The organism is bacterium (genome assembly GCA_024228115.1).
Taxonomy (GTDB): Bacteria; Myxococcota_A; UBA9160; order UBA9160; family UBA6930.
The window spans coordinates 1-15,972 of record JAAETT010000671.1 but is presented as its reverse complement, the minus strand read 5'-3'; the positions used below and the strand labels follow the sequence as shown (position 1 = coordinate 15,972).

Below are 15,972 nucleotides of genomic sequence, written 5' to 3'. Positions count from 1 at the left end.
GAGGCCTCCACCCGCCAACGATTCAATCGGGCCATCGAACAACTCGCCGCCTGACCCGGACCGATACCCTCAGGGGCCCGGATCCAATGACGGATTGGGGCTAGATGATCAGATTTCTACGGTTTCTCGTGATCGCCAACAGTCACGCCACAGTAGGTGCGGTGGAGAGCCGGGTCCATGAGTTTGAGATCGAAGTGGATCGCATCCAGCCACGGCAACAAATCGGAGTCCATTCGGGCGAGGGGAAAGAGCCCGCAGGTCTGCAGCAGGGTGTGGATGCCCTCTCCCTTCAAGCGCTCCAGCAGTTTCGCGACGAAGCCGAGCTCCCGCGTCGGTTCGCCGCCGGAAAGCGTCACCCCACCTCCGGTGGCGTCGTAGTACGCCCGGTAGGGGAGCAACCGCCGGACGAGCTCCTCCACATCGAGTGACTCTCCTGAGGGCCGAAGTGCTGTCGAAGGGCAGGCATCGACGCAACGGAAGCAGGCGTTGCAGTGCTCTCGATCGACGAAGAAAGGGTTGGAGGGCGAGAGCGCGCCCGTTGGACAGGCCTCCATGCAACCGCCGTCCTTGTTGCAGCGCTCCGGTTCCCACCAGAGCTCGGCCTCGACCGCCTGGGTCTCCGGGTTCTGACACCACAGGCAGCTCAGAGGGCAGCCCTTGAAGAAGACCACCGAGCGGATGCCGGGACCATCCTCCAGCGAATTGCCTTTGATGTCGGTGACCAGCGGCTGGGCGTTCACAACGCGAACTCGGTCCGCCCGATGATTTCCAGCTGGAGATCTTGCTGCATGCGGGTGTAGTAACCCGTGTATCCAGAGACCCTCACGATCAGATCGGGATAGTGTTCCGGGTTCGCCATGGCGTCCATGAGGGTGTCGCTATCGACCATGTTGAACTGGAGCTGCATCCCGCCGCTCTGGAAATAGGTGTCCACATAGCGTGCGATCAAGGCGACGTTTTCCGCGTGGTCGTTCTTCTTGGAGAATGACAGGCGGACGTTCAGGGTGTAGCTGTTGTCGGCGGTGAGAGGATCGATGCTCCCCACATCGATCAGGTTGTCGAGAAGATTCTTGCTCGCAACGGGGCTGGGGGTGAGACCCGAAGTGAACGGCGTGTTCGCCAATCTTCCCGACGGTGAGGCGCCTGAGACCCGACCGAAGACCGTGTGATTGTTGTTGGTTCGGTAGCCGGTGGTGTACGGCCCGCCCCGGTCGTTGGTGTGCTGGTGGAAGAACTCACGGACCATCTGGGTCACCCGGTCCGCCATCGCGCGAGCCTCCGGATCGCCGGAGCCGAACTTGGCCGCGGAGTAGCGAGCCGCCGCGAAGACCCGCTTGTAGCATCGGTCTTCTTCACTCCCGGGCGTTTCCCCCCTGAAATCGTGCTCGACCGCATCCATCAGCGTGCGGAATCCGATCGTCTTGCCATCGATCCCGTCGAAGACCAGCTTCTTGATCGCCAGCAGGGAATCGACCACGTCCGAGAGGCCGATGAACGAAGTGCCGGATGAGTTGTACCTGGCACCTCCCTGCGTCATTCCCCTTCCCGACTCGATGCAGCCCTCCAGCAGGGCCGAATAGAGGGGCGCGGGAATGACTTCCGGGTGGACCTTCACCAACTCATGGGAGACTTCCTCGATCAGCGCTGCGTAGATGAAATGGAATTGTCGTTCGAACGCCGCGAAGAATGCATCGAAATCATTGAAGCTCTCGACCTCGCCAGTGGTTGGGGTTCCCAGCGGCTCGTCGGTCGGCCTGCGATTCCACTTCGGGTGGCGGCCGTTGTTGAGCGCCACCTCCAGCGGCACCATCAGGTTGGAGTCGATGTCACCCGTCGCGGCGAAGTGCTTGCCTGAAACGACCGGCTCCACGCAACCACAGGGGACCCAGTCACGGACGTCCTCCAGAGCCCAGCCGTGCTGGCGCAGACCCGCGATCACCTGCTTGTCGTTGTGGATCGCCGGAGTGCCGGAGGTGATGTAGTTCACCTCGCTGACCCGCCGCAGAAAGGTCTCGCTGTTCACCCCCGACATGTAGCGGGCATCCATATCCGGATCGTCGAGCGACAGCATCTCCGTCAGCTTGAGGATGACGTAGGTCATGTCGTTGACGGCGTCTTCGCCGGACGGGGTCACGCCACCGACGGCGATGGAGGCCACGCCTGGCGCACCGGAATTCTGCCAGGAGGCGATCGTGGCTGCGGCAATGCGGTGGCTGGTCAGCCGCAGGAAGAAACAACCCACCAGCTCGAGGGCCCGCTCGAGATACGCCTCGCGTTCCTTCGGCCCCTTCAGCCGCGCCATATCCGCCTCGAAATAAGGCTGGAGGATCTGGTCCAGCCGACCCACGCCAATGTCATCGTCCATGCTGTCCAGCCCGATGCCGATGAACAGGAGCCAGATCGCCTGGAGCGCTTCGTGGAGGGTTTCGGCCGGCCTCTGCAACAGATCGCGAAGGATCTGCTCCATCTCCTCCAGCTCGGTTCGTCTGGCCTCCGAAAGGCCTTCGGCTCGGGCCTCCAGACCGACCTGATCCGCCAGACGTTCGGTGTAGATGCAGACACCCTCCACCGCGGTGCCCATCGCCTCCAACGCAATCCGCTTCTCGTTCCGAATTCCTTCATCGAGCGCGGAGTTCGCTCCGATCTCGATCTGCGTTTTTTCGATCTCCGCTCGGATGCCTGGCAACCCCTTGCGCACTGCGTCGCCAAAACCCGGGCTACCCGGATTCAGGGAAACCAGGCCCCACGGAATGAGGAAGAACATCCGGTCATAGATCTTGTCCGCTCGCGGCTGTTCGCCCTTCTCTCGCCTCGCCCGCAGCCTCTCCTGCCAGACATGCGGTAGATGGCGGTTCATCCAGAAGGGCAGGACCTTCTTGTGCAGCGTTCGGGCGGTCTCCGGCGTGATCGCGAAGGGGTCCAGCTCTCGATGCTCGAGGGCGTTGAGCTCGCCCCAGATGGACCAGCCGACGGTGAACGGGTGGTTCACCGCGCCGCAGATGGGGTTCGGAGTCAACGTGCCGGCAAGCAGATCCCCGTCGCGGAGCAGCGGCTCCCGGTGGCGCATCACGTGGCAGAACGCTTCCGCCATGCGCAACGAAGGGTCCCACGGAACGCCGTCGTTCCGGCATTCGTAGCCGTTCTCCAGGAAGAAATCCGTCAGCAGCTCCCCGTATTCTGCCGTGACCTCGGGGAGCGTTTCGTGGTGTTCCCGTTTGAACCGAGCCAGCCGCGGGAAATCAGCCAGGCAGTAGTCGGCGAGGTAGGGCTCCGTCAGCCAGTGGACGCCCGGGTCGATCGCCTCAGCCCGCAACCGGCCGTCAATGCGCGTCTTGCGCATCCCACGGTCCGGCTTGCCGGCCTTTGCAGCGAGTTCGAACGCCTCGTCTCGGTTCTTCCGCTTCTGCTCCTCGATCGCCGAAAACGCACCCGCTGGGTCGACCAGGCTCATCAAGTAGCTGTAGAAACCGAAGACGGCCGGGTTGCCCTCCAGCCTGACATCGGAAGCCAGGAACTTGCGCACCCCCTCATCCGGACTGGCCTGTTCCAGGGCCGCAATGTCGTCTTCCGACGCGAAGATCAGAGTTGCCCCGGCTTCCTCACCAGGATCCTCGTCCTGCTGCACCCGGATGCGTCCGCTTCGGATCGTCACCACGATATCGACCGAGCAATCCTCGGTCCGCAGGCGGACCACCCCTTCGATCGGGCAAGGCTGGCCGGTACGGGGGTCTGGTTCCCCGAACAGTGCATCCCGCAGCTCCGGAACGGAATCGAACTGCCCGGCAAGGTCCACGAGATCCCGATACAGCTTCTCGCCAGGTGTCCCGGTCGCCGCTGAGTCGCCTTTGAGTTCTTCCATGAGGCTGAGGATCGCATAAAAAAAGCGACTTGTCGCTTTTTTATGGATTTCTGCTACCCAGAAAACATGCAGCAGAATCAGGCACGTCGAGAATCGAAGCCGCAGCGCAGGACGCAGGCCGAGCGCCGCGAGGACGCTCAGCGAAGGCTTTGCGAGGCCGCCATCGCGAGCCTGGCCGAGCGCGGGTACGCCGGGGCCTCCACCACCGAGATCGCGAAGCGCGCGGGCCTCTCACAGGGCGGGCTCTTCGGGCACTACGCGTCCAAAGCCGAGCTCTTCGCGGCCGCGGCCACGGCCGTCTACGCCGACATGCGCGACGACTATCGGCGGGCTCTGCGGGCGGCTGGACAAGGGGACGAGAACACGGCCGCTTCGATCCGGATCCTATGGGATCTCTACCAGCGGCCCGAGATGAAGGCTTCTCTCGAGCTGGCGATGGCTGCGCGGACGGATTCGCGTCTGCGCGACGCGCTCGAGCCCGTCTTCCATCGCGCAACCGAGGAGAACCAGGCATTGGCGGCGGAGTTGTCACCCAGATCGTGCTTGTCGCGGCCTTCGGTGCTGGCCACCGTGATCTGGGCCATTCAAGGTGCCACGATGGACGCGCTGGTCACTCCGGATGTCGAGGCTACGGACGAATTCCTGAGCACGCTGACAGCGTTCGCTCAGCCCTCAGGGACGTAGTCCACCTGGATCCGCCCCGTCCCTCCTCGAGAAGAGAGAGCTGCTTCGATGAACGTGAAGCCTGAGCTGGCACCGACCAGCGGCCGCACCGGCAAGGCGCCGACCATCAGCGCGATCCTCCTCTGCGTGGCCGGGACCGCGATGTTCTTGATCCTGCCCTTCTTCGTGGGCACAGCCGCGGACCACGCCGCGCTTTCGGATCGCCAGATTGGCCTGCTCGCCTCATGTGAGATTGGAGGGATCGGTCTGGCATCCCTGCTGGCGGTGAGCTGGCAGCATCGCGTGAGCTGGCGGTTGGCGGCTGGGCTGAGCCTCGGCTTCATCGTCGCGGGCAACCTGCTTTCGATCGGGGCCACCACCGCCGGCCCTCTCATCATGATCCGCTTCCTCACGGGATTTCTGGGTGAAGGCCCGGCCTATGCCCTTGGGCTTGCGTGCCTGGGCCAGGAGCGGGAGCCGGACCGCGCGTTCCTGCAACTCACGGCCACCCAGGTGGCCTACGCAGCGGTGGCGTTCTGGGGCCTACCTCAGGTCGTTTCGTCCTGGGGCTTCACTGGAATGCTGGTCGTGTTCGTGGCGATCGCTGTGTTGGGGGTCCCCTTCGTGCGTTGGCTCCCCCGCGAGCACCGCGAAGCCTCGCCGATGCACGGCACGCCCGCGCGGTTGCCAGGTTCTCGGCTGGCGCTGGTTGCTCTCGTGTTCCACATGGTGTTCTTCACGGGCGTCGGCTCGATCTGGACCTACGTCGAGCGTATGGGCCGCGCCTCCGGCCTCGAAAACCAGCAGGTCGGGATGGCTCTGGCTGTTTCCACGGCCATCAGCTTCGTGGGGCTCCTACTGGCCTCCCGCGCCAACGATCGCTTCGGGAGGCGACCGCCCTTCGCGTTCGCGGGGATCGGCCTCGGCGCTGCGGCAGCGATCCTGGCCCTGCCTCTCGAGTTGTCGGGTTTCATCGCCGCCACCGCGTTGTTCTCGGTCTTCTGGAATATCGGAGGCGCCTTCCAACTGGGCCTTGCCGCGAAGCTCGACACGGACGGCCGCTACCTCGTGCTGGCACCTGCGTTCCAGGCGGCGGGCAACACATTGGGGCCGGCGGTCGCCGCCAGCCTGCTGAGCGGCCAGGGCTATCAACCCGTGAACTGGCTCGGGGGGCTCTGCTGCGTCGCGAGCTTCGCGGCCTTCTTCGTCCTGGCAGGCCGAGGCGCAGCGCGCAGCGCGAGTTCCGGAACTCGCACCTAGGCCTCTGGAAACCACCCGCCCGCGACGAGAGGCTCGTCGGGGTATGCTCGCGCTTCCACACCAACAGGAGACGCGAGGATGCAGGAACTCGGCAACCGTGTTGCCGTCGTGACCGGGGGCGCCAGCGGAATCGGCCTCGCGCTCGCGAAGGCTTTCGTCAGCGAAGGGATGAAGGTCGTCATCGCCGATGTCGAGGTGCCCGCGCTCGAGCGGGCTTGCGCAACCCTTGGTAGCGAGGTGGCGGGAATCGTCACCGACGTTTCCGAACCGGACTCGGTGCGGGCCCTCGCGGAACAGGTCTACAAAACCCACGGCGCCTGCCATCTGCTCTGCAACAACGCGGGCGTGAGCGTTCCGAACCTGAACCTCTGGGAGACCGAGCCCACGGATTGGAAGTGGGTCCACAGCGTCAACGTCCAGGGCGTCGTGCACGGCATCCAGGCTTTCGTCCCACGCATGCTCGCCGGCGGAGAGGAAGGATTCGTCATGAACACCTCTTCCGGGGATGGCGGGATCGCACCGCTGGCCGAGCAATCCGTCTACGCCTCGAGCAAGGCAGCCGTATCCATCCTCACCGAGTGTCTGGCGGCGCAACTCGCCGGCCAGGAGACGAAGCTTCGCGCAGGGATCTTCTATCCCTCGGGCGGAATGCTGAATACCGGCATCTGGACGACGAAGCGCAACCGACCCGCGGAACTGGCTCGCGAGAACGCGGTACCCGAAGGCTCCGAGGTGAAGTTCGACGACTTCATGGCCGGCATGAAGAAAGTGGGAATCGATCTACCGGTACAAGATCTGGACGAGCTGGCCCGGTTCGCCGTCGAAGGCATCCGCAAACGAGACTTCGTGATCATGATCGGCCGCGAGACGATGGAAGCCCAGCTCGTCGAACGCGCCCAGAAGCTCGCGCGAGGTGAGTGCCCGACCGGGCTGCTGCCGAAGATGTAGGCCTCAATCGACACCGAGGAGTTCTGCCAGGGCAAAGACGTGGGCATCCTCGGCATCCATCTCCCGAAGCGCCGTTGCCAGGCGCAGCACGTATTCAGGGTTTGGCCCGCTCGGCCCGGAGGAGCGGCGCACCTGGTCGGCGATCTCCCCGAGCGGTGCGGGTCCCAGGTAGTTGGGGTTGGTAGCGGTCGCGACGTACAAGACACCCTCGGCAATATCTTCCGGCTCGCGCAGATGGAAGCTCTCCTCCGCTCGCTCGTAGCCGCCCTTCTCTCGCCAATCCAGATGCGCCATCACGTCGGGAATCTCGCTCCCCGCGATGCGATACGCCGCGCCCCAGCACTCGGCGTCGCTCTCCCGCACCAGGGTCACCACGCGGCCGGGAGCACCCGGAACGCCGCGATGATCTGTCGAGCCTTGCCAGAAGCGTCGCGTCCAGCCGCGAATGCTCGCCGGCCTGCGCTCGAGAAAGGGAAACGAGGGGCGCCACACCAGGGAGCCGTAGCCGAACACCCAGAGTTCGTTCGCCCCGGATCCGTCGGCCCGCTCGCGAGAAGAGCTCACGTGGAGGCGTCGTCCCAGACGTACCGGATCCCGACGACCTCGAAGATCCCGATGCCTCCGTCCCGGGGCCTCGGCACCTGCACCTCGTCGCCTTCCGCCTTTCCGAGTAGCGCCCTGCCCAGCGGAGATTCGATGCTGAGCCGGCCTTCCGAGAGGTCGGACTCGTCCGGCCCGACCAGTTGGTACTCGGCTTCAGCTCCCTCCGGATCCTCGACGCGGACGAATGCACCAAAGAAGACTCTCCCTGCCTGCTCGCGAGAGGGCGAAACGACGGTGAGTTCATCCATCCGCTTGGCCAGATATCGCAGCCGCCGGTCGATCTCTCGCAGCCGCTTCTTGCCATAGATGTACTCGGCATTCTCCGAACGATCGCCCAGCGCAGCAGCTTCGGAGACCTCACGGGTCACGCGGGGGCGCTCGACCTTCCATAGGCGATGCTCCTCCGCCTGGAGCTTCTTGAAGCCTTCCGCTGTGATGTAGCTGCCCACGACGCCCCCAGGCTAGCGGCTAGTCTCGCGTGCGTGGATGAGCTTTTCGATCGCGTGCGGGAAGAAGCCGCCAAGGGCGCATGGTCCCGTGGCGTGGAGCTGGCGCGGTCGGATGCCGTGACCCGTGAAGGGGGAGACGACAGCGAGCAGATCCTCCGGGTGCGGCCCTCCTCCGGGGTGATCCACCCGACGGTCGTGCTGTACGTGGAGGATGCCGAGTGGGAATGCGATTGTCCCGGCGGCGAAGATCCCTGCGAGCATGTGGCCGCCGGCGTGATCGCGCTGCGTCGCGCCGCACGTGAGGGAACCGAGCTACCGAACGCCGGCGAGGGAAGAAGCGGAGGGCGCATCGTCTACCGTCTCGCACGCACGGGCGACGGCCTCGCTTTCGAGCGCTTCATCGTCGATGGCGAGCGGGAGCGACGCCTCGAGACGACGCTTACCGCCCTCGCAACCGGCCGGGTCGAGGGCCCCTCCGTGGGTGCCACCCAGGCCGATCTGGCCGTCGAGCGAGCGCTCGGCACACGCCACTCCGGGCCGATGCCCCGCGGAGTGATGCGCAGCCTGCTCGCGGCGCTGGAGAACTGCGGCGAGGTCGAGCTCGACGGCGAGCCCATCCGCACGCGCGGAGAGCCCGTCACGACGATCGTGCGCCTGACTTCCGCAGCGGGTGGATTTCGTTTGCAGTCGGCCCTGGAGCCGCCGATCGAAGAGGAATTCGGTGCCGGCTTCGTTCGCTGCGGAGACGAGATTCGCGAGCTGGCACCCAGTCGGCTCACCGGCCGTGAGGCCGAAGACCTGGGGCGCGGACGAACCATCGATGCAGAAGATCTTCCCGAACTACTGGCCGACGTCCTTCCGGATCTGGAAAGCCGTGTCGAAGTCCGCATCGAGACGGATGCCCTGCCCGATACCCAACGCGTTCCCCCGCGGCTCGTCCTGGAAACGGAGCGCCAGGGGGACGAACTGGCCGTGCTCCCCCTCCTCGTCTACGGCGATCCTCCCACGGCGCGGGTGGATGCCGGGCGCCTCGTGCACCTCGGCGGCGCCGTGCCGATCCGGGATGAAGTGCAGGAGAAACGCCTGACCGAACGCCTGCGAACGACCTTGGGGCTCGCCGTCGGGCACCGTTCCGTTCTGGACGCTGCGAGCGCCCTCGAACTGGTCCCGATGATGTCGCGGCTCGCGACCGTGCGCGGCGAACCCGAGCGAAACTTTCATCGGGTCGCCGGCCTCGATGCGCGGCTCGAGATCGATGACGATCGCGTCGCCCTGAACTTCGCCTCGCCGGAAGGCCAAGCGGAGGCTTCGGCGGAAGCCGTCCTCTCCGCCTGGCGCCACGGCCGCTCGCTCGTTCCGCTCGAAGGCGGCGGTTTCGCTCCCTTGCCCGCCGATTGGCTCGCCCGCTATGGCCGCCAGGTGGCCGATCTACTCGCTGCGCGAGATGCCGACGGACGGGTCGCGCCGGCCGTCCTACCGGACCTCGGCCGCTTGTGCGTCGATCTCGACCACCCGCCCCCGCCCTCCCTTGAACCCCTGCTTCAACTCCTCGAGGGGCCCGGAACACTTCCCGAGGCGCCGCTGCCCGCCGATCTTCGCGGTGAGCTACGCGACTATCAGAAAGAGGGCACGCGCTGGCTGGCCTTCTTGCGCCAGGCCCGGCTCGGCGGGCTACTCGCCGATGACATGGGCCTCGGCAAGACTCTCCAGGCCCTTTGTGCCATTGGCCCGGGCACCCTCGTCGTCGCGCCGACCAGCCTGCTCGCGAACTGGGAAGAGGAGATCCAACGTTTCCGCCCCGGCCTCTCGGTGCGCATCTATCACGGCGCAGGGCGAAGTCTCGATGGGTCGGCCGACGTGACCCTCACGACCTATGCGCTGTTGCGGCGGGATCGGGAGAATTTGACGGCTCGCCACTGGCAGGCGGTGATCCTCGACGAGGCCCAGGCGATCAAGAACCCGAACAGCCAGGTCGCCCAGGCTGCCTATCAGCTTCGCGCTGACCAACGCATCACATTGACCGGCACGCCCGTCGAGAACCGCCTCGAAGAGTTGTGGAGCCAGCTCCACTTCTTGAACCCCGGCCTGCTCGGCGGGCGGAGCGATTTCGAGGAACGTTATGCCCGCCCGATTGGCGACGGCGACGAAGCGGCGCTCGAGCACCTTCGGGTTCGACTACGACCTTTCGTCTTGCGGCGGCGAAAATCGGAGGTTGCACCGGAGCTCCCGCCGCGCACGGAAATGGTGCTCCACTGCGTGCTTTCCGACGAAGAACGGGCTGTCTACGATGCGGTGCTCGCGGCGACGCGCGACGAGGTCGTCCAACAACTCCAGGGCGGAGGCAATGTGCTCGCCGCGCTCGAAGCCCTGCTGCGTCTCCGCCAGGCCTGTTGCCACCCGCAGCTCCTGCCCGGGCAGAGCCTCGACGTTTCGGCCAAGCTGGCGCTCCTCTCGGACAGGCTCGAAACCGCCGTCGCCGAAGGGCATAAGGCGCTCGTGTTCTCCCAATGGACTTCACTGTTGGATCTGGTCGAACCCCGCCTGCGTGAAGCCGGACTGGCCTTCACCCGGCTCGACGGTTCGACCCGCGATCGCGGAGCCGTCGTACGAGAATTCTCGGAGCCCGACGGCCCGCCGATCTTTCTGATCTCCCTGCGCGCTGGGGGTACCGGACTCAACTTGACCGCTGCAGATCACGTCTTCCTGCTCGATCCCTGGTGGAACCCGGCGGTCGAAGCCCAGGCTGCAGACCGCGCTCACCGGATCGGCCAGGAAAGCCCGGTCTTCGTCTACCGGATGGTCGCAGAGAACACGGTCGAAGAGCGGATCCTGGCCCTCCAGGACAAGAAGCGAGAGCTCGCCGATGCCGCGCTCTCCGAGGCCGGCGCCGCGGGAAGCATCACACGAGAGGATCTGCTTGCCCTTCTCGCCTGAGTCGAACGGCCGGGGTAGCTTCGCCCGCGATGAGTGACGGCACGGACGAGATCGAGGCGCGCGTTCGCCACGACATCGAGCAGCACGGCTGGCACCTCGTGCTCATCCCGCCGGAAGATCCTGCGCCGGGCTGGGCCCACACGATCGGGCTCTTCGAACGCTTCGAGCATCCTGAGCTCCTGACCTTCGGGATCGACCTTCAGGTGTTGGCCGGCTTGCTCAACCATCTCGGTGCGGCCATCCAGCGCGGCGCGCGGTTCGCCGCGGGGGACGAACCGGCCGGGCTTCTGGAGCGGGGGGCTCTCGCCTTCCGCGACATCCGTCCGAAGTGGCAAGAGCTCTTCCTGGGCAACGCCGCGTGGCACTACAAGCGCGCTGACGTACCCGCCCTTCAATGTTTCTGGCCCGATCCCGGCGGGCACCTCCCGTGGCAGCCCGAATCCGACCCGGCCTGGCGTGGGGACCAACCGCTGCTCTACGAGGCCACCACCCAGGCCGCCATCCCCGAGCCCTTGATTGAATCCCTTCGGCGAGAAGGCGCTCTCTGAAATCGCCCGATCCGTGCTCAAACAGGCACAGATCAGCGGATTCCACTCCGTTGGGCTGGACGAATCGCCCCCGAACGGAGTAACAACCGCTGCGTCGTCGTTGGAATCTCCGTCTCGAGGTCGTTCAATGCTTGCCCGTCTGTCTTCCTTCGCCCCGATCCTGGCCCTGCTGATCGCAGCTCCCGCGCTTGCGGAGAACGAGCTCGACACCGGTGATACAGCCTGGATCCTGGCCTCGACCGCGTTGGTCCTGTTCATGACGCTGCCGGGCCTGGCGCTCTTCTACGGCGGCCTGGTCCGCACCAAGAACGTGCTCTCGGTCTTGATGCAATGCCTCGCACTCGCGGCCGTGATCACCGTGTTGTGGACGGCCTTCGGCTATAGCCTGGCCTTCGCCGAGGGCGGGGCGCTGATCGGAGGGTTCGACAAGAGCTTCCTTCGCGGGATCACTGCGGACACCCTCTTTGGAACGATCCCCGAGGTGCTCTTCTTCGTCTTCCAGATGACCTTCGCCATCATCACACCCGCGCTGATGGTCGGCGCCTTCGCCGAGCGCATGAAGTTCAGCTCCATGATGTGGTTCTGCGTCTTGTGGCTGGTGGTCGTCTATCTCCCGATCTGCCACATGACCTGGGGAGGCGGTTGGTTCAGCGAACTCGGTGTCTTCGATTTTGCGGGCGGAATCGTCGTGCACATCACTGCGGGCATCGGAGCCCTGGTCGCCTGCATCGTGATCGGGCCGCGGAACGGCTACCCGACGACGCCCATGCTTCCCCACAACCTCACGATGTGCGTCACGGGCACCGGCATGCTCTGGGTGGGTTGGTACGGCTTCAATGGCGGCAGTGCCCTCGGCGCGAACGGCGGCGCCGCAATGGCCGCCGTCGTCACGCAGATCTCTGCAGCCACCGCGGCGTGCGCCTGGATGGCGATCGAATGGGTGCGCTACGGCAAACCCAGCGTGCTCGGCGTCGCAACCGGTGCCATTGCCGGCCTGGCTGCAGTGACACCGGCATCCGGCTACATCGGGCCGGTCGGCGGCCTGGCGATCGGCCTCGCTTCGGGCGTCGTCTGCTACCTCGCCGCCACCAGCATCAAGCGGACGATCGGCTACGACGATTCGCTCGACGTGTTCGGCGTTCACGGTGTGGGCGGTTTCGTCGGCACCGTGCTCGCCGCCGTGTTCGCCTCGGAGATCTTCGGCGGAAACCAGGGCGCGCTATCGATCGGCTCCCAATTCGGCATCCAACTCCTGGCGGCCGTCGTCACCATCGTCTACACGGCAGCCGCGAGCTGGGTGATCCTGAAAGGCATCGAAGCCCTGATCGGCCTGCGCGTGACAGATGAAGACGAAACCCGCGGCCTCGATGTGAGCCTCCACGAGGAACGCGGCTACGACTACTAGAACCGACGCTTCCTCATGACACGCGTTCGGATGGGTTTCTACTTCGGCGCGGACGAAGTCCACAAACTCGGCCCGGGCAAGGTCGCCCTGCTCGAAGCCGTCGGCGAGCACGGATCGATCTCCGCCGCGGCAAGGGCGCTTGGCCTCGCCTACGGGCGCGCGTGGGAGCGCATCAACGATCTGAACGAGTGTTTCAAGACACCCGTCATCGAGACATCCGCCCGGGGCACGGCGCTCACGCCGTTCGGCGCGGAACTCGTCGACACGTTTCACTCCATGGAAGCCGCCGCCCTGCGCGCCATCGGGAAAGACCTCCGCAGGCTCGAGAAGCAGGTCCGCTCCCGCTGAGCCCTTGAAGCACGCGCGTTCTTCGAGCTATACCCCCGGAGGCATAACTCAAAGGACGACGTCTCTTGCGTTGGTTTTCCGTCTCCCTACTGGCGCTCCTCCTGCTCCCAGCACCTGCCCTTTCAGAGCCCGAGGAGAGCGTGGTGCGAGAGGTCCTTGCGATCCTCCACGCCCGCGGCATCGTCGACGATTCCGAATACGTCGGTCTCACCTCGCGCCAGCAGCAATGGGAAACCCAGCAGGAGAGTGTCCCCGGCATCGAGTGGTCCGGTGACTTCCGCGCCCGATACGAACAGTTCTGGTTCGACGAGGATTCGCTCGGCATCGATCTCGGGAATCGTTCGCGCGCCCGCTATCGGCTGAGGCTCCAGGGCGAGGCCCGAATCAACCCGTGGGCGTCGGTCACCTTTCGTCTGGCATCCGGTGGCGCCGTGCGAAGCGCCAACCAGACGCTCGGGGGGCGAGGATCCGATTTCGATCCGGATGGCTTCTTCATCGATCGCGCCCACCTCGATCTGACGGCACCGGAGGGATCTGGGCCACTCGGCGGCCAGACCCGGCTGCGGCTTGGAAAGATGGGCGTGCCGTTCCGCTGGAAACACGGTCCGGATTCGATGCTCTGGGATCGTGACATCTCGGTCGAGGGCGCCGCGCTCAGCTGGGATTCTGCCAGCCACGGAGACGCGGCCTATTTCGCTCGCGCGGCCTATTTGATCGCCGACGAGAACGCGACGTCCCGCGATCCTCACGTGTTCGGGCTGCAGGCCGGGGCCACACTCACCCCCGCCGAAGGGTGGGAGCTTGGCGGCCGGATCACCCACTACGAGTGGCGCTCGCTCGATCCGGATTTCCTCGACCGATCGAGCCTGGCGGGCAACCAGCGCGAGGGATTGAACGGCTCGGCGAACGGTGGCACCGGTATCTCGGCGACGGAACTCGCAGCCTACGTGCGCTGGGACGCACACGAAGACTGGCCTGTCTTGCTCTACGGCCATTGGATGCGAAATCACGACGCTGCCAACCACCCCCTTCATCCGGAAGCGGGGGACGAGGACATGGCCTACGGCCTCGGTGTCGAGGTGGGCGACAAGCGGCGGGTGGTTCGGCTGAAAGCGGGCTACTTCCGAGTCGAAGCCAATGCGTGGCCAGCTCGTTTCGTCGATTCACCACTGCTCGCCGGTCGTGCAAACCAACAGGTCTACGTGGCGCAAGCCGTGCGCGAGGTTCTCCAGAATACGGATCTGAAACTCTCGCTCTTCGTCGGTGATCCGGTGGAGACGGGCTCCGCCTTCAACCATTCCCTGCTGGGATCGGAACGCATCCTCCTGCAGACCGACCTGATCGTGCGCTTCTGACATGCGGCGCCCCCTTCGCTCTTCACTCACCGGGTTCTTTCTCGCCGGCATCCTCCTGGCAGCGCTTGCAGCGATCGGGGATGAATCCGAGCGCTTCGTACTCCTTCAATCCACGACCTCGACCCAGAACACGGGCCTGCTCGATGATCTGATTCCCCGCTTCAAGGCAGCCACCGGCATCGATGTGCGGGTGGTCGCGGTGGGCACAGGCCAGGCGCTGAAGAACGCGCGAAACGGCGACGGGGACTTGTTGCTCGTGCACGCCCGCGATCGGGAGGACGCCTTCGTCGCAGCCGGTTTCGGCATCGAGCGGCGAGACGTCATGTACAACGATTTCGTCCTCGTCGGCCCCGCCGAAGATCCGGCTGGAATTCGGGGCGGGAAGGATGCACCTGCAGCACTCCGCAGCATCGCGAGCCACGAGGCCGTCTTTGCCTCCCGCGGCGATGACAGTGGTACGCATACGAAAGAGCGCGCGCTCTGGGCTGCAGCCCACATCGACCCGGGCCAGGCGAGCCGTACCTGGTATCGGGAGACGGGAACGGGAATGGGCGCCACACTGAACACGGCCGTGGCGATGCAAGCCTACGTACTGACAGACCGGGGCACCTGGATCAGCTTCCGGAACAAGCGTGGCCATGAGATCCTGGTCGAAGGCGATCCGCGCCTCATGAACCCCTACGGCGTGATCCTCGTGAACCCCGAGAAGCACCCCCACATCAAGGCGGAGGACGGCCGCGCCTTCATCGGTTGGCTCACAGGCCCTGCTGGCCAGAAGGCGATCGCTGCTTTCCAGATCGACGGCGAGCAACTCTTCTTTCCGAACGCGAACGGCACCCCGGAGGCCGCTTCCGGGCACTAGGGAGAAACTCCGGTCCAGGGAACGCCGTGACCTAACGAGGAGCCGCTGCCTGCGCTGCGATCCCCGAGAAGATCGGGTCCAGCTCCTCGGCCAGGCGATCGAGTTCTTGGCTGCCGTACGGCCCGAACACGGCGCTCGGCTTGCGGTAGGCAAGTGCGGCCTTGCCGTCCGGGTTCTCGACGAGATAGAAGCGGAGCGGCGCCTCGAACCCGGCGGGGAGGCTGGCGGCGAGCATGCGCACAGCAAAATCGGGGCGGAAGACACCCACGACTCGATTGCCTGGGATGATGACGCCGCGGCCCGCCGCGCCAACACTGGCCGAGGCCTGGGTGACCAGACCCATCTTGTGATCGGTGATCGCCTGCTCGACGCGGCTCACGAGTTCGCCGAACGCGTGGGGCGTCTCGAGGACGACCATGCCGTCCATCGGGAAGTCCGCCACATCGAACGCTGCGGCTGGGGCGTGTCCGATCAGAAACATCAAGACCACGGGAAGCCATCGGATCGGCATGATCGTGGGGACTCCTTCAATCGAGATCATCGAGCTCCTGGATCTCCGGCGGGCACCTTCCCAAACCGTCGGAACTCGAATCGGCAACCTAGGAGTCTGCGCGGCAGAGGGCCATTGAGGGGTGAGTCTCGCTAGAGTGAGCCATGCCGCGAGACTTTCGACGCTACGAGCCGGACCAGTCGCTTCTCCTGCCGCCCTCGCTTCGGGATTGGCTTCCCGAGGATCAT

14 protein-coding genes are annotated in these 15,972 nt (G+C 65.4%); 9 read left to right on the top strand and 5 right to left on the bottom strand.

Annotated features, from left to right (window positions below; all coding sequences use genetic code 11):
• Positions 1–116 precede the first annotated feature (116 nt).
• Positions 117–740 (bottom strand): glycyl-radical enzyme activating protein, encoded by a 624-nt coding sequence (locus GY937_27965; GenBank protein ID MCP5060550.1) that lies wholly within the window; start codon positions 738–740, stop codon positions 117–119.
• Positions 737–3,859 carry a formate acetyltransferase gene (locus GY937_27960; protein MCP5060549.1) on the bottom strand — a complete coding sequence of 1,041 codons (3,123 nt, stop codon included), beginning with the start codon at positions 3,857–3,859 and terminating at the stop codon, positions 737–739. Before GY937_27960 ends, GY937_27965 begins: the two co-directional genes overlap by 4 nt.
• Positions 3,860–3,925: 66 nt before the next feature.
• Here GY937_27960 and GY937_27955 point away from each other — a divergent pair, with 66 nt between their 5' ends.
• The 3 genes from GY937_27955 (at position 3,926) to GY937_27945 (ending at position 6,730) form a co-directional block, all read left to right on the top strand.
• Positions 3,926–4,543 (top strand): TetR/AcrR family transcriptional regulator, encoded by a 618-nt coding sequence (locus tag GY937_27955; protein ID MCP5060548.1) that lies wholly within the window; start codon positions 3,926–3,928, stop codon positions 4,541–4,543.
• Positions 4,544–4,591: 48 nt separating this feature from the next.
• Positions 4,592–5,782: an MFS transporter gene (locus tag GY937_27950; GenBank protein MCP5060547.1), complete on the top strand. Its 1,191-nt coding sequence runs from the start codon at positions 4,592–4,594 to the stop codon at positions 5,780–5,782.
• 78 nt (positions 5,783–5,860) lie between these two features.
• Positions 5,861–6,730: an SDR family NAD(P)-dependent oxidoreductase gene (locus GY937_27945; GenBank protein MCP5060546.1), complete on the top strand. Its 870-nt coding sequence runs from the start codon at positions 5,861–5,863 to the stop codon at positions 6,728–6,730.
• A gap of 3 nt (positions 6,731–6,733) precedes the next feature.
• On the opposite strand, the gene GY937_27940 is transcribed toward GY937_27945, so the two are convergent.
• Positions 6,734–7,294, bottom strand: a complete 561-nt coding sequence (locus tag GY937_27940) for a gamma-glutamylcyclotransferase (GenBank protein MCP5060545.1) — start codon at positions 7,292–7,294, stop codon at positions 6,734–6,736.
• On the bottom strand, positions 7,291–7,782 hold the full coding sequence (gene greB / locus GY937_27935) for a transcription elongation factor GreB (protein MCP5060544.1): 492 nt from the start codon (positions 7,780–7,782) through the stop codon (positions 7,291–7,293). The genes GY937_27940 and greB overlap by 4 nt, the downstream gene beginning before the upstream one ends.
• Here greB and GY937_27930 point away from each other — a divergent pair.
• From GY937_27930 to GY937_27905, 6 genes are all read left to right on the top strand, one after another.
• Positions 7,729–10,716, top strand: a complete 2,988-nt coding sequence (locus GY937_27930) for a DEAD/DEAH box helicase (GenBank protein MCP5060543.1) — start codon at positions 7,729–7,731, stop codon at positions 10,714–10,716. The genes greB and GY937_27930 overlap by 54 nt on opposite strands.
• Positions 10,717–10,745: 29 nt before the next feature.
• A complete protein-coding gene (locus GY937_27925) occupies positions 10,746–11,264 on the top strand; it encodes a DUF4262 domain-containing protein (protein MCP5060542.1) in 519 nt (172 codons plus the stop codon).
• A 127-nt stretch (positions 11,265–11,391) separates the two neighbouring features.
• Positions 11,392–12,669: an ammonium transporter gene (locus GY937_27920; GenBank protein MCP5060541.1), complete on the top strand. Its 1,278-nt coding sequence runs from the start codon at positions 11,392–11,394 to the stop codon at positions 12,667–12,669.
• Positions 12,670–12,684: 15 nt separating this feature from the next.
• A complete protein-coding gene (locus GY937_27915) occupies positions 12,685–13,017 on the top strand; it encodes a LysR family transcriptional regulator (GenBank protein MCP5060540.1) in 333 nt (110 codons plus the stop codon).
• Between the two features lie 143 nt (positions 13,018–13,160).
• Positions 13,161–14,372 (top strand): hypothetical protein, encoded by a 1,212-nt coding sequence (locus tag GY937_27910; GenBank protein ID MCP5060539.1) that lies wholly within the window; start codon positions 13,161–13,163, stop codon positions 14,370–14,372.
• A gap of 1 nt (position 14,373) precedes the next feature.
• Positions 14,374–15,234, top strand: coding sequence for a solute-binding protein (locus GY937_27905; protein ID MCP5060538.1), 861 nt, complete (start codon positions 14,374–14,376; stop codon positions 15,232–15,234).
• A gap of 31 nt (positions 15,235–15,265) precedes the next feature.
• Here the strand turns inward: GY937_27905 and GY937_27900 are convergent, their stop codons facing one another.
• Positions 15,266–15,775, bottom strand: a complete 510-nt coding sequence (locus GY937_27900; GenBank protein MCP5060537.1) for a DUF302 domain-containing protein — start codon at positions 15,773–15,775, stop codon at positions 15,266–15,268.
• Positions 15,776–15,972 lie beyond the last annotated feature (197 nt).